We start from the raw sequence: 12,827 nt of genomic DNA on the forward strand, positions 1-12,827 counted from the left end.
GGCGGCGGCAACAACGGCGGCGACGATGGTGGCGATGACGAGCCGCCGTCGCTCGGCGGCTGACGTCTGATGCTGACTGAGGCGATGCAGGAACACGTTTCCTGCACCGCCTCTCGGCTGTCCGGAACACGTTTCCTGCACCGCCTCTCGGCTGTCCGGAATGAGCCGTTGTTCGCGGCGCGCCGCTGCGAGGGGCCCAGCACCTCGCCAGCGACTCTCGCCTCGGAAGGGGGGTGCCCACGCCTCGGAAGCGGTAGCCCACACCTCGGAAGCGGTAGCCGCGTGTGAGGCGGCTGAACTAGGCTGAGGGCAGTCGAACAGAAAGGGCTCGCACATGCAGAAGTGGGAGTACGTCACCGTACCGCTCATCGTCCACGCAACGAAGCAGATCCTCGATCAGTGGGGCGAAGACGGGTATGAGCTCGTCCAGGTCATCCCCGGCCCCGACGGCAACGGTCTCGTGGCCTACCTCAAGCGCCCGAAGGCATAAGGAGACGACAGATGGCACGCATTGAACAGCAGCTGGACAAGCTCGGAGTCGAACTTCCCGAGGTGGCGAAGCCTGCGGGTGTGTATGTCCCGGCCGTGCGGTCAGGCGACTATGTGTACACCTCCGGACAGCTTCCGTTCGTCGACGGTGAGCTCAAGGTCACCGGCAAGCTCGGTGGCGGGGTAAGCATCGAGGATGGCTATGAGGCCGCCAAGCTCGCTGCCGTCAACGGACTGGCCGCGGTCAAGTCCGTCATCGGCGATCTCGATGAGGTCGAGCAGATCGTCAAGGTCACCGGTTTCGTCAACTCGGCAGCCGACTTCGCCGACCACCCGAAGGTCATCAACGGCGCCTCCGAGTTCCTCGGCGAGGTCTTCGGCGCTCGCGGTGAGCACGCCCGCAGCGCCGTGGGCGTGGCCGCACTGCCGATGGACACGCCAGTCGAGGTGGAGATGATCGTCAAGGTCCGGCCGTCCGAGGCGAAGCCGGGTCTGTGACCGCCTGGCTACCGGAGACTCGATGAGTCCCCATCGTCTGACACGGCATCGCCCGGCGCGAGAGCTACCGGTTTCGCAGCAGCTGTCCCATCTGCTCAACCTCTTCGCGTCGGGCGAGACCGTGCCCACCCCCTCGGTGCCGATTCCTGCTGCAGCCGTCGTCTGCGTGCGCGACACCCCTGGAGGCATCCAGGTGTTCGTCACGCGGCAGGCCGATGCGCCGGGGCTGACCGATAAGAACCGGTGGGCGTTCCCGTCTGCCGAACTGCACCCTGAGGACATCCATCACCTGCCTCTGGCTGTGTGGGATGCAGCCAAGTGCGCCCGGCTGCTGCGGATGGACAACACCACGAAGGCGCTCAACTACTTCGCCACGGCGGCACGTGCGGCACTGGAGCTGCTCGGCGTGCTGCTTGCTGAGGACGTCGATGGGCGGATCATCTCATCGACGGACACCCCGTTGTGGGAGGACAGCCGGCAGAAGCTGGTGACCGGCCGGGCACGGCTCGGGCAGCTGGTTGCCGAGCGCGACCTCAAAATGCGCCTGGACCTGCTCTCACCGTGGATGCGGTGGGTGAACACACCGTGGCAGCTGCGCCGCCACGACACGATCTTCTTCATCTGCGCTGTGCCGCACGGGCAGACCGTCTCCTTCCGGTCGGTCAATGAATCGTGGGGCGGGTGGATGGCCCCGGCGAAGGTGCTGGAGAACGCTGACCCCGAGCACGCCGAATACATCTCCGCTGCCACGAGGCTGGTTTGTGAGAGCCTCGCCCGGACGCCGACCGTCGGTTCGGCGATGGCGCGGGTGCGCGATGTCTCGCCGATCCTGCCGGAGATCGTCCGGCACGATGACCAGTGGTGGGTGTCGCTGTCTGATCGGGCTGATCCCTCGGAGCGCGGCCGCATCCGCGACGTCGGCAAGGTCGTGACGGAATCCGATCTGGAGAAGAGCTCGGGACTGTTCGGCGCAGAGAGCTGACACCGGTGCAGCAGGCGGCTCGGGCAGCAGGTGGTTCCGGCGCTTGTGTTGCCGTCGCGGCCCGAACGTGCGGGGCCGCACGTCATTCGGGGAAGAGTGTGACTGGGTCGGCTAGTTCGGCTTGGAATCGGGAGTGGAAGAGCGGGCGCTGGGTTCGGTCGAGGGTCTGGGGTGGTATCCAGGCGGGTAGCCCGTTGAGGAGTGTTGATCGCCAGCCGTGGCGTTCGTGCCAGGCGTGGTGGAATCGGCACAGCAGTGTGAGGTTGTTCAGATCCGTCGGTCCGCCGTGGCGGTGGGCGCGCATATGGTGGGCTTCGCACCAGCCGACGGGGATATCGCAGTCAGGGAAGCTGCAGCCGCGATCGCGGGCCTTCAGCAGCGTCATCTGTGTGGCGGTGGCAAAGCGGCCCTCTGTGCGCACCTGCACATCGCGGGTGCCCGGCCCGGTGGTTGAGTAGTAGAACTTGCCACCGGGGGAGAGCTGCAGGACGTCTTCGAGTCGCGCATGCCCGCCTGCGGCTTCAACCTCGCCTTCACCGCGTGCCAGCTGCTCAGCCGTAGCGGTGACGACGAGAGCGTAGGAACCGGCACCGGTCGGTTCGCACGCACCGCGCGTGATGAGCACGGCGAACCGGTCGTGCCGCCGCGCGCCGTCGGGACGGTTGTCGTCGAAGACCGGCGCGACAGCCGGGCTGCCGTCGCTGGTGGACGCGTTCGGGCGGCAGCCGGCGTCCTCCCAGCTGTCCGCGAACGGATCCAGGGCAGGAGGACCGAACGATGAGCCAGCCGCATCGAGGTGTCCAGCGCCGGCCGCGGTGGAACCATCCTCATCAGGTGAGCCGGAGGCGCCGCGTGAGTCTTCTGCTGCGGAGCGGGAGGCATCGATAATGTCGGCAGGGCCTTGTTGGCGGTTGGTCAGCAGTGCGTTGAGGGTCAGCCCGGTTGTCGAGTCGAGGAGTCCGCGTAGGATCCAGTCGCCGTTGGTTTTCTGGTTGACGGTGACGAAGTAGTCATCGGGGTGGCTGGGTTCGGCTTCGAGTTTGCCGTCTGGGTCGAGGTAGCCGAGGATGCGCTTGCCGAGCACCCGGAATTCCTCCACACGCAGGCCTGGGGCGTTTTCGACCAGGACCCGTTCGACGGCGGGTTCGTGTTCGGCGCGCACGCGAGGTGGCAGCGCGTCGATCTGTTTGATGATCGCCTGCGCCTGGTCCACCGAGATGGTGCCTGCCTGCAGGCAGGCAGCAACTTCCGGCAACTGGGCCGGGATCGGCTGACCGGTCGTGCTGTGATGCTCCGTTAAGCAGCGAGCCATCGACAGCCGGCGACGGGCCTCGTACGTGGTGATGCGCATCTTCTGCTTCAGCAGTGCCGGCAGCTTCCGCACACCGTAGTGGCTGGGCCCGATCTGCTGGGACATGAGGCGTGTGCTCTGCGCGGTGGCCGATTCGAGTTTTCGGCGGACGAGCTCAAGTCCCTTGCCGATCGCGATCGCTGCGGCGCTGTCCAGGGCGGCATTGTGCTGGATCGTGGAGGCGGATTCTTCCAGTGCCGTGACCGCATCCAACAGTTCGGGGCAGTGCGCCTTCAGCTGTGCGATGTCGGCAGCATCGAGGAACTCCGGATGGGCCTCGGCCGGCTGGGCTCCCTCAGCTGGAACAGGTTCGGCGGTCATGGCAGATCACCTCCTTCGGTGTATCTGCCTCCAACCTAGATTGAGGCACGGACATCCCTACCACAGAACGCCCCTGAATTGGCGTTTTCCCGCCCAAAGAATCGAGAGAATCCACTATAATCCCTGGTCAGAGCGCTGAGAAAAAAATTCTGAGAAATTTTTCCGGAGGTGGCGCCCGGTTCGAGATCTGACCGCTGGCAGCCGTGTCCGGGGGTGCCGATAGACTGTCGAGCACACCGGATCCCAGCAGCTATCGGGATCCCAGACAGATCAGCAGGCCAAAGCCGCACACTGTTCGGCAAGGGAGGCAACGATGCCCACGCGCACGCTGCGGATCACCGCAGACAATCCTTCGGCGATGACGCTGGAGGGAACGAATACCTACCTGCTCACCAGCGCTGACGACGCCTCGGCCCTGCTCATCGACCCCGGCCCAGAACTCGCTGAGCACCGGGCGAACATCCTCGACGCGATCGCCGGCCGGTGCCTGTCTGCCGTCGTCTTCACCCACCGGCACGCCGACCACACCGAGATGTTCCACACCGTGAGCGAATGGGCCCCGGACACCGCCTGCCACGCCGTGCTGCCCGAGTTCTGCCGGGGCGCCGATCCGCTCATGGACGGCCAGCAGCTGTCCTTCGGATCCGACCACGCAGACGCCGTGACGATCCTCGCCACCCCAGGGCACACCTCGGATTCGGTGAGCCTGCTCTTCGGCTCCTCGCTCTTCACCGGCGACACAGTGCTCGGCGAGGGCACGACGATGATCGCCCACCCGGAGGGCTCGCTGGGGGACTACATGGCCAGTCTCGCGCGCCTGCGCGGGCTCGTCAGCGATGGGGTCTTCGACCGCATCGAACCGGCCCACGGGCCGGCGCGCACGGATGCCGCGGCGGTGCTCGACTACTACATCAGCCACCGCCACGAGCGCATCGAACAGGTGCGCGGACTGCTGGAGGACGGCCACTCTTCGGCGGAGGAGATCTGCGACGCCGTCTACGCCCCGGTGCCGGACTCGGTGCGCCCGGCGGCCCTGCAGATCGTGCGGGCGCAGCTGGCCTACATTGACGAGCTCGACGGCTGAACCGCAGCACCAACAGCAGAACGCCCGGACATCGTGTCCGGGCGTTCGCGGCTGCGTTCAGGTGCTCAGCAGCTGAAGGTCAGTGGGCGCGGTTGCTCAGGCGCTCCTGGTCGAGGATGACGACGGCGCGTGCCTCCAGACGCAGCCAGCCGCGAGCGGCGAAGTCAGCCAGGGCCTTGTTGACGGTCTCACGCGAGGCGCCGACCAGCTGGGCGAGCTCTTCCTGCGTGAGGTCGTGGGCGACGAGCGTGCCGTCCGGACCCTGCTTGCCGAAGCGCTCGGCCAGGTCGAGCAGCGCCTTGGCCACGCGGCCGGGCACGTCGGAGAACACGAGGTCGCCGACGGTGTCATTGGTGCGGCGCAGGCGCTGAGCCAGGGCGCGCAAGAGGTTCATCGCAGCCTGCGGGCGCTCTTCGAGCCAGGTCATGAGGTCGTTGTGCTCCAGGCTCAGCAGCTCGGTCTGCGACACAGCGGTCACCGTCGTCGAGCGGGAGCCCGGATCGAACAGCGTCAGTTCACCGATCATCTCACCAGGGCCGACGACCGACAGCAGGTTCTCACGGCCGTCCGGCGATTCGCGGCCGACCTTGAGCTTGCCGGTGGAGACGATGTAGAGCTCGTTGCCGGAATCGCCCTCGCGGAACAGCACGGTGCCCCGGCGCAGGCTGCGCGGCTTCATGAACTTCAGCAGCGCGCTCGTCGATTCATCATCAAGACCCGCAAACAGCGTGGCATTCCGGACTACTTCGATATCCACAGTTCCTCCTGAGGTCTTCCCTCACATACGTTTGTCGCCGATGTGTCCCACCGCACACTCTACTTGATGCCGGTGCCGGCGTCATGCCTGTTACCCGGCCGTAGAGCATGTGCGATCCTAACAGGCGCCCGGCCTGCGATCGCGGGTTTGGCCGCACTGCGGAACAGAGTTCTCCACGAGCTGAAACGCACCGTTCCCGAGGCGGTTCCCACCTCCGCTCCGGAGGTGGTGGACACTCCGCTCCGCAGGTGGTGGATACCCCGTGCCCGAGGCGGTTGGCACCCCGTGCCCGAGGCAGGGGTGACCTCCCAGCGGTGGGTGACCGGCGCCTCGGGCGCGGGGATCGATAAGGTGGGAGACATGCTGAGTGTCGCGGAGAAGAGTGCGCGCCGATTCGCCAAGGAGACGCCGCTGGGGCGGACGAGGCGGGCGCGGAAGATCCACCGGATTCTGGCCGAGGTGTACCCGAACGCCCGCTGCGAGCTGGACTTCGAGACCCCGTTCCAGCTGCTCGTCGCCACTGTGCTGTCGGCGCAGACGACCGATATCCGGGTGAATTCGGTGACCCCGGGGCTGTTCGCGGCGTTCCCCGACGCCGAGGCGCTGGCGGCTGCCCGGATCGAGGATGTCGAGCAGCTCATCCGCTCGACCGGGTTCTACCGGTCGAAGGCGAAGAACATCGTGCGGCTCGCAGGCGAGCTCGTCGACCGGTTCGGCGGCGCGGTCCCGGCGAATCAGAAGGATCTTGTGAGCCTGCCGGGCACGGGTGTGAAGACGGCCAATGTGGTGCTCGGCAACGCCTTCGACATTCCGGGGCTGACCGTCGATACGCACCTTGGGCGCCTCGCCCGCCGGATGGGGTTCACCACGCAGGAGGACCCGGCGAAGGTCGAGGCCGATGTCGTCGCACTGTTTCCGAAGAAGGATCTGACACTGCTGTCGCACCGGATGATCTTCCACGGCCGCCGGATCTGCCATTCACGCCGGCCGGCCTGCGGCGCATGCCCGATCGCCAAACTGTGCCCGAGCTTCGGGATCGGCGAGCTCGACGCGGCCAAGGCGGAGAAGATGCTGCGCTTCGAGATGGCCCCGAAAGCCGAGCCGGAGCAGCCGACCCCGGAGGCCCAGGCGTGAGTCTGTGGGTGCCGAGCCCCGGTGACCCGGTCAAGTCCGCGCTTGCGCGGCTGGCCGAATCCGGCGGCAATGAGGAGTGGATGCGCCGGGTCCACAAGAAGGACGATGCGCCGGTGCGCGATGCCTCTGTGCTCATGCTCTTCGGCCGCGGGCAGGCCCCGCGCACACTCGCCGGCCGCCGCGAGCAGGACCGGCTCGAACGCCTCGGGGTGGCCGATGTCGACGTGCTGCTGCTGCAGCGTTCGGCGAAGCTGCGCCACCACCCCAACCAGGTCGCCTTCCCCGGTGGCGGACGCGATCCGGAGGACGCTGATGAGATCGCCGCAGCTCTGCGCGAGGCCGAAGAGGAGACCGGCCTCGATCCCGACGGCGTCGAAGTCGTCGGCACCCTCGATCCGCTCTACATCCCGGTCAGCTCCTTCGAGGTCACCCCGGTGCTCGCCTGGTGGCAGAACCCTTCGAACGTGTGGGTCGTCGACCACGGCGAGTCCTCGCGCGTCTACCGGGTGCCGGTCGCCGACCTCGTCGCCCCGGAGAACCGCGGGACGTTCACCGCCCCGGACCGCTCGTACCGCACCCCGGCCTTCGACGTCGGCGTGCTGCGCGTATGGGGCTTCACCGCAGCCCTTCTGGAGTTCGCGCTGGAGGAGATGGGCTGGGCCCGCGACTGGGATCGCGCAGCCCAGATCGACATCGAACTCTGAGGCGCCCCGAGCCGCCCAGACACGACTGAAGCCTGCATCCGCACAGGATGCAGGCTTCAATCAGTGGCTCTCATGGGCTCCCAACAGGTGAGCCGGACTCAGCACGGGAACCTGACCAAGTCCGGGAACCGGCGCCCACTGCGGCACCGAACCTCCGCCTCGGGAGCGGAACCGGCACCTCGGAACCGGAACTCAGACGCGCGGGCCCGAGGGGTTGCTCAGGGCGCGCTTGAACGCGTTGAGTGCCGACTTGCCGGAGCTGATCGCCGACTGCGGGGTCGGGTTGCCCTTCTTGAGGAACGGCACCGCAATGCCGACGAGGATGAGCGCGAGCACGAGCAGGATGCCGAAGACGATGAGGGCGCTCAGCCACCACGACAGCCCGACGCCCTCGTGGAAGACGGCTACGAGCAGGAAGGTGACGACAAGCGAGCCGAGGAACAGCAGGAACAGTCCGGCGATCGCCAGGCCGGCACCGATGCCGAGCTTCTTGACACCCTCGGTGACCTCGGCCTTCGCGAGGGCCGACTCCTCCTGGACGAGTGCTTGGCCATCAGCTTGGATGTCTTTGATGAGCTGGGAGATCGACCGCTCGGACATGCTGGCTCCTTCATAGATGAGGAATGGGTAACGCTGCTTGCTTCCTAGCCTAATGCGTTCTGCCCGCCTGACAAACGCCAGGGCGCGCGAAAATCTGCGAAACCACCGATCAGCGGCCCGCGCCGGAGCGCTCCGGCGCGGGCGTGCCGCGTCTTGGACACCGGCTGGGACCCGCTGTCGCGGCCCCGTTTCCGTGCCCGAGGCGGCGGCTGGGGGCAGATCTCAGCCCTGGGCGACGCGGCTGGCGATGACGTCCATGACCGAGGCGTCAGCCAGGGTCGTCGTGTTGCCGATGCCGCGGTTCTCCGCGACGTCCTTGAGCAGGCGGCGCATGATCTTGCCCGAGCGGGTCTTGGGCAGCTCCTCGACGATGAACACCTGCTTGGGCTTGGCGATCGGACCGATCTCGCGGCGCACGTGGTTCTGCAGCGCCTCGGCGGTGTCGTCGTCCTCGGTGGCCTTGCCGCGCAGCACGACGAAGGCGATGACGGCCTGGCCGGAGGTCTCGTCGGCGGCGCCGACGACAGCGGACTCGGCGACGTCGGGGTGGGAGACGAGCGCAGACTCGATCTCTGCAGTCGACAGGCGGTGGCCGGAGACGTTCATGACGTCGTCGATGCGGCCGAGGAACCAGATGTCGCCGTCGGAGTCGAAGCGCGCGCCGTCACCGGCGAAGTACTGGCCTTCGACCTGCGACCAGTAGGTCTCCTTGAACCGCTCGGGGTCCTTGTAGATGCCGCGCAGCATCGCCGGCCACGGTTCGGTGATCGTGAGGAAGCCGGCGGCATTCGCCTCACACGGGTGGCCAGCTTCGTCGACGACCTGGGCGCTGATGCCCGGCAGCGGGCGCTGGGCTGAGCCCGGCTTGAGGTCGACGGCCCCGGGCAGCGGGACGATCATGTGCGCGCCGGTTTCGGTCTGCCACCATGTGTCGACGATCGGGCAGCGCCCGCCGCCGATCACCTCGTGGTACCACAGCCACGCCTCGGGGTTGATCGGCTCGCCGACCGAGCCGAGCAGCCGCAGCGAAGACAGGTCGAACTTCTGCGCGTGCTCCCGGCCCCACTTCATGCACGCCCGGATTGCGGTCGGTGCGGCGTAGAAGATCGAGACCTTGTACTTCTCGACGACCTCCCACCAGCGGCCGCGATGCGGGGAGTCCGGGGTGCCTTCGTAGATGACCTGGGTGGCACCTGCGGCCAGTGGGCCGTAGGCGACGTAGGAGTGGCCGGTGATCCAGCCGACGTCGGCGGTGCACCAGAAGACGTCGGTCTCCGGTTTGATGTCGAAGCTCGCCTGCATCGAATACAGCACCTGGGTGAGGTAGCCGCCCGAGGTGTGCAGGATGCCCTTGGGCTTTCCGGTGGTTCCCGAGGTGTAGAGGATGAACAGCGGATGCTCGGAGTCGAAGAACTCCGGCGTGTGCGCATCCGACTGCTGGTCCATCAGATCGTGCCAGTACTGGTCGCGGCCGGAGACCATCTCGATGTCGTTCTTTGCGCGCTTGACGACGACGACGTGCTTGACAGGGGTGTCACCCTTGCTGAGCGCCTCGTCGACGGCCGGCTTGAGCGAGGACGGCTTGCCACGCCGGTATCCGCCGTCGGCGGTGATGACGACCTCCGCTTCGGCGTCCATGATCCGCGAGTGCAGGGCATCGGAGGAGAACCCGCCGAAGACGACTGAATGGGCGGCGCCGAGGCGGGCGCAGGCGAGCATCGCGATCGTCGCCTCCGGCACCATCGGCATGTAGATGGCGACCCGGTCTCCGGACTTCACACCGAGACCGGTGAGCATGTTCGCGGCCTTGCACACTTCCGCGGTGAGCTCGGCATAGGTGTAGGTGCGTGAGTCGCCGGGCTCGCCCTCGAAGTGGATGGCGACGCGGTCGCCGTTGCCGGCTTCGACGTGGCGGTCGAGGCAGTTGTAGGCGACGTTGAGGCGGCCGCCGACGAACCACTTGGCGAAGGGCGGGTCAGACCAGTCGAGCGTTTCGGAGAAGTCGGTCTCCCAGTCGAGCAGCTCACGTGACTTCTCCGCCCAGAAGGCGAGTGGGTCAGCTGCAGCTCTGTCGTACTCGTCTGCTGTGACGTTGGCGTTGCGCTTGAACTCCTCCGGTGGCGGGAAGGTCTGGTCTGCGTGCTGCTGGCTCTGGTCTGTCATGTGTGCCTCCGACATCATTGGCGAGTTGGAACAAATGCCTCTGTGGTGCACCTTACATCGAATTCTCTCACCGGTTAAGACTGCTTATCTCATTCAGCAACAGTGTCGGAAACGGCAGCAGGCTGGCGTCGACAAGGGGTGATGTCGGTAAGCTAGCCCTCGACATGCTTACGTCCAGCGAACGACCGCGGGGCGCCGGGAGGCCGAGCAGGCCGCCGGTGGGCCGTGGGACTGAGACTCGGCCACCGTGCCAGGTCACAACGACTGAGGAGAACTTCCGATCATGAGCACCCCCTACCAGCCTGGCGGACAGCAGCAGGATCCGCACCAGCCGGCGTCTGCCTACGGCAGCCAGCCCGGCGCTGGATACGGCGCCGGTTACGGCGGACAGGATCCCGCAGCCTACGGCAGCCAGAACCCGGGCGCCTACGGCAGCCAGGGGCAGACTTACGGCCAGCCGCAGGGCCAGGCGCCGCAGCCCGAGCAGTGGGATCAGCAGCAGGCTGGCTACGGCAGCCAGATGCCGGCCGCCTATGGCAGCCAGCCCGGCGCCGGATACGGCCCTGGAGGCTACCCGCAGCAGAGCGCGGCCCCGCGTCGGCCCGGTGGCGGACTGCTCGGGCCGCTGACGCTGCGCGACATCCTGCTTCTCGTCGGCGCGCTCTTCGGGCTCATCTCGCTCATCACTCCGTTCTGGCGCGATATGTACGGTTTCGGCTACGGGCTTGAGAACACCTTCCTCATGACGAGCAGGTACGGCTGGCAGATCGTTCTCATGTGGCCGCTGCTGCTCATCATCGCCGGGGTCATCACGCTGCTGAATAAGACGGTGCGCGGCTTCCCGCAGCGCATCGGCTCGCTCAGCCCCGATCAGCTCATCTCGGTGCTGACATCGGTGGCGTTCGCCACCTCCGCCCTCGAGATCGCACTGACGGTGTTCTCGATGTCTGCCTGGCACGTCGGGGCCTACTTCGCCTTCGTCGGAGCGCTTGTGTCCTTCTTCGCCGGTGTCTTCACGATGCTGCCCTTCTTCGCCGCTGAGTTCGCCCAGCGGCCGGACAGTCAGGCACACCCGAAGGCCCGCCCGGTTTCGCGCGATGCCGCGTCGGCCGCTCCGGGACTCAGCCAACAGGCCCAGCCGCACGTTCCGCACGGTCAGTACGACCAGTACGGTGCTCAGTCGCAGATGGGCCAGCAGGCCGGCCAGGACCAGTCCGGTCAGGGCCAGTTCGGCCGCCAGGAGCAGTTCGGCGCTCAGCCGGGCTACGCGGCTGCCGACCCGCAGGCCTACGGTTCGCAGCAGCAGGCTTACGGTTCGCAGCCGACCGGTTATGACGCGCAGCAGCACGCCTATGGCTCCCAGCCGGCAGCCGGTGAGACCCCGGCCGCTGATTCCGGCAGCCAGGGCGCAGGTTCAGTCGCCGGTGCCGTCGGTGCCGGTGCGGCCGGAGCCGCAGCCACCGGCATCGGCATGAACGCCGATGACAACGACGCGCAGGCCGGTGACTTCGCGGCAGGTGAGGAGCCCCGTCAGCAGCAGATCTCCGACGATGGCCAGGCCTACCTCGGCAGCCACACCGCTGACGCTCCCGAGCACGCGCAGAGTGAGCCGACCCAGGCGTTCATGGCCGGCGGCCGGACGCACAGCGCAAACTTCAGCGATAACGCAGCTGCTGAACCGGCAGCCGAGCGCAGCAGCGACGACGCAGCTGCAGACGGCCTTGCAGGTGCCGACGTCCACGATGCTGATCGCACCGTCGTCGCCGACACCGTCAGCGACGCCCCTGCTGCGGCGGTCAGCGAGGAACCGGCCGAGTCCGTAAGTGACGCACCTGCTGAGACCGCGGATCCGACCGAAACCGAGCGCACCGCTGCAGACGCCGAGGATGAAACCGCAGTAGCTGCGGATCCGGTTGATGCTGCTGATCCGACCGAGACCGAGCGCACTGCAGCACACGGTGCCGACGCCTCGGGCGCGGACACGGTCGCCGAGGCGCCGGTCGCCGACACTTCGGTTTCCGAAGCTCCGGTCGCCGAGACCTCGGCACCGGCGGCAAGCGAACCGGCATCCGATCAGCCGGCCACCCGGCGGGAGGCGCGCGTGCGCGGTGAACAGCAGGCCAGCGATGACCCGAACGAGCCGACCCAGTGGTTCCGGGCCTACGAGCGCGACAGCTCGGGCGCGGCAGCGCCGACCAGTTCCGGCAGCACGGCCGCCAGCGAGCTCGCCGACAGCGACCAGACGGTGGCTGCAGGTGAGCCAGTCGCCAGCGATCCGTCGCTCGATCAGCCGACTCAGGCCTGGGCCCCCGGCGCCGACGCGCACGCACCCGGCGCCGATGCGACGCTCGACCAGCCGACCCAGGCGTGGAGCCCGGCGACAGAGTCGACGACCGACACCGGCGAATCGGCCGAAGCCGTGCCCTCGGGCCAGGCCCAGCCGTTCTGGTTCGCCGTCCCGGAGCCGCGCGAGGCGATCGACCCGAGCACCGGCCGGCCGCTGTTCACCGTCACCCCCGGTGAATGGTTCCTGGCGCTGTCGGACAACGGCACCACCTTCACCGTCCGGGACGCCACCGGGCAGGAGGGACTGCTGCGCAACCTGGAGGGCATCCAGCGCGGCTGACCCGCCGGAACCCTGAAGAACACTGCGCGCCCTGATCCGCATCACCGATGTGGACCAGGGCGCGCAGTCGTGTGTGCAAGGCGGTGAGTGCACCGCGACGCGTGCGCAGAAGCTGTGG

11 protein-coding genes are annotated in these 12,827 nt (G+C 67.4%); 7 read left to right on the forward strand and 4 right to left on the reverse strand.

The genetic code is table 11. The annotated features are described in order from the left end of the window. Window positions 1-334 precede the first annotated feature (334 nt). Genes B4E96_RS00870 through B4E96_RS00880 form a run of 3 tightly spaced genes read left to right on the forward strand, consistent with a single transcriptional unit; the run spans window position 335 to window position 1,969 of the window. Entirely contained in the window at window positions 335-490 is a 156-nt protein-coding gene (locus B4E96_RS00870) for a hypothetical protein (RefSeq protein ID WP_165884527.1), read from the forward strand. Window positions 491-501: 11 nt separating this feature from the next. After that, window positions 502-987 carry a RidA family protein gene (locus B4E96_RS00875; RefSeq protein WP_165884528.1) on the forward strand — a complete coding sequence of 162 codons (486 nt, stop codon included), beginning with the start codon at window positions 502-504 and terminating at the stop codon, window positions 985-987. Between the two features lie 22 nt (window positions 988-1,009). Continuing rightward, window positions 1,010-1,969 (forward strand): hypothetical protein, encoded by a 960-nt coding sequence (locus B4E96_RS00880; protein ID WP_165884529.1) that lies wholly within the window; start codon window positions 1,010-1,012, stop codon window positions 1,967-1,969. An 82-nt stretch (window positions 1,970-2,051) separates the two neighbouring features. Here B4E96_RS00880 and B4E96_RS00885 read toward each other — a convergent pair whose 3' ends face one another. Next, a complete protein-coding gene (locus tag B4E96_RS00885; protein ID WP_286956024.1) occupies window positions 2,052-3,641 on the reverse strand; it encodes an HNH endonuclease signature motif containing protein in 1,590 nt (529 codons plus the stop codon). A gap of 313 nt (window positions 3,642-3,954) precedes the next feature. Here B4E96_RS00885 and B4E96_RS00890 point away from each other — a divergent pair, with 313 nt between their 5' ends. After that, entirely contained in the window at window positions 3,955-4,725 is a 771-nt protein-coding gene (locus B4E96_RS00890) for an MBL fold metallo-hydrolase (RefSeq protein WP_286956026.1), read from the forward strand. Between the two features lie 79 nt (window positions 4,726-4,804). Here B4E96_RS00890 and B4E96_RS00895 read toward each other — a convergent pair whose 3' ends face one another. Then, a complete protein-coding gene (locus B4E96_RS00895) occupies window positions 4,805-5,482 on the reverse strand; it encodes a Crp/Fnr family transcriptional regulator (RefSeq protein WP_259832986.1) in 678 nt (225 codons plus the stop codon). A gap of 360 nt (window positions 5,483-5,842) precedes the next feature. Between B4E96_RS00895 and nth the strand changes: the two genes are divergently transcribed. Together nth and B4E96_RS00905 are read left to right on the forward strand one after the other, a co-directional pair. Further along, window positions 5,843-6,616: an endonuclease III gene (nth, locus tag B4E96_RS00900; protein WP_286956029.1), complete on the forward strand. Its 774-nt coding sequence runs from the start codon at window positions 5,843-5,845 to the stop codon at window positions 6,614-6,616. Next, entirely contained in the window at window positions 6,613-7,320 is a 708-nt protein-coding gene (locus tag B4E96_RS00905) for an NUDIX hydrolase (RefSeq protein WP_257995042.1), read from the forward strand. Before nth ends, B4E96_RS00905 begins: the two co-directional genes overlap by 4 nt. A gap of 192 nt (window positions 7,321-7,512) precedes the next feature. Here B4E96_RS00905 and B4E96_RS00910 read toward each other — a convergent pair whose 3' ends face one another. Together B4E96_RS00910 and acs are read right to left on the reverse strand one after the other, a co-directional pair. Beyond that, complete coding sequence (locus tag B4E96_RS00910) at window positions 7,513-7,920, reverse strand: phage holin family protein (protein WP_217006544.1); 408 nt, start codon at window positions 7,918-7,920, stop codon at window positions 7,513-7,515. A 222-nt stretch (window positions 7,921-8,142) separates the two neighbouring features. Beyond that, window positions 8,143-10,083: an acetate--CoA ligase gene (acs, locus tag B4E96_RS00915; protein ID WP_286956031.1), complete on the reverse strand. Its 1,941-nt coding sequence runs from the start codon at window positions 10,081-10,083 to the stop codon at window positions 8,143-8,145. 283 nt (window positions 10,084-10,366) lie between these two features. Here acs and B4E96_RS00920 point away from each other — a divergent pair, with 283 nt between their 5' ends. Then, entirely contained in the window at window positions 10,367-12,709 is a 2,343-nt protein-coding gene (locus B4E96_RS00920) for a hypothetical protein (protein WP_286956033.1), read from the forward strand. Window positions 12,710-12,827: the final 118 nt, after the last annotated feature.

The sequence above is a fragment of the Brevibacterium sp. UBA7493 genome (genome assembly GCF_002479565.1).
Taxonomy (GTDB): Bacteria; Actinomycetota; Actinomycetes; order Actinomycetales; family Brevibacteriaceae; genus Brevibacterium; species Brevibacterium luteolum.

Bases quoted from the DNA above. Each gene is read 5' to 3' on its own strand.
- acs (WP_286956031.1), bottom strand. From the start codon at position 10,083: ATGACAGACCAGAGCCAGCAGCACGCAGACCAGACCTTCCCGCCACCG.
- B4E96_RS00880 (WP_165884529.1), top strand. From the start codon at position 1,010: ATGAGTCCCCATCGTCTGACACGGCATCGCCCGGCGCGAGAGCTACCG.
- nth (WP_286956029.1), top strand. From the start codon at position 5,843: ATGCTGAGTGTCGCGGAGAAGAGTGCGCGCCGATTCGCCAAGGAGACG.
- B4E96_RS00920 (WP_286956033.1), top strand. From the start codon at position 10,367: ATGAGCACCCCCTACCAGCCTGGCGGACAGCAGCAGGATCCGCACCAG.
- B4E96_RS00890 (WP_286956026.1), top strand. From the start codon at position 3,955: ATGCCCACGCGCACGCTGCGGATCACCGCAGACAATCCTTCGGCGATG.
- B4E96_RS00910 (WP_217006544.1), bottom strand. From the start codon at position 7,920: ATGTCCGAGCGGTCGATCTCCCAGCTCATCAAAGACATCCAAGCTGAT.
- B4E96_RS00870 (WP_165884527.1), top strand. From the start codon at position 335: ATGCAGAAGTGGGAGTACGTCACCGTACCGCTCATCGTCCACGCAACG.
- B4E96_RS00875 (WP_165884528.1), top strand. From the start codon at position 502: ATGGCACGCATTGAACAGCAGCTGGACAAGCTCGGAGTCGAACTTCCC.
- B4E96_RS00885 (WP_286956024.1), bottom strand. From the start codon at position 3,641: ATGACCGCCGAACCTGTTCCAGCTGAGGGAGCCCAGCCGGCCGAGGCC.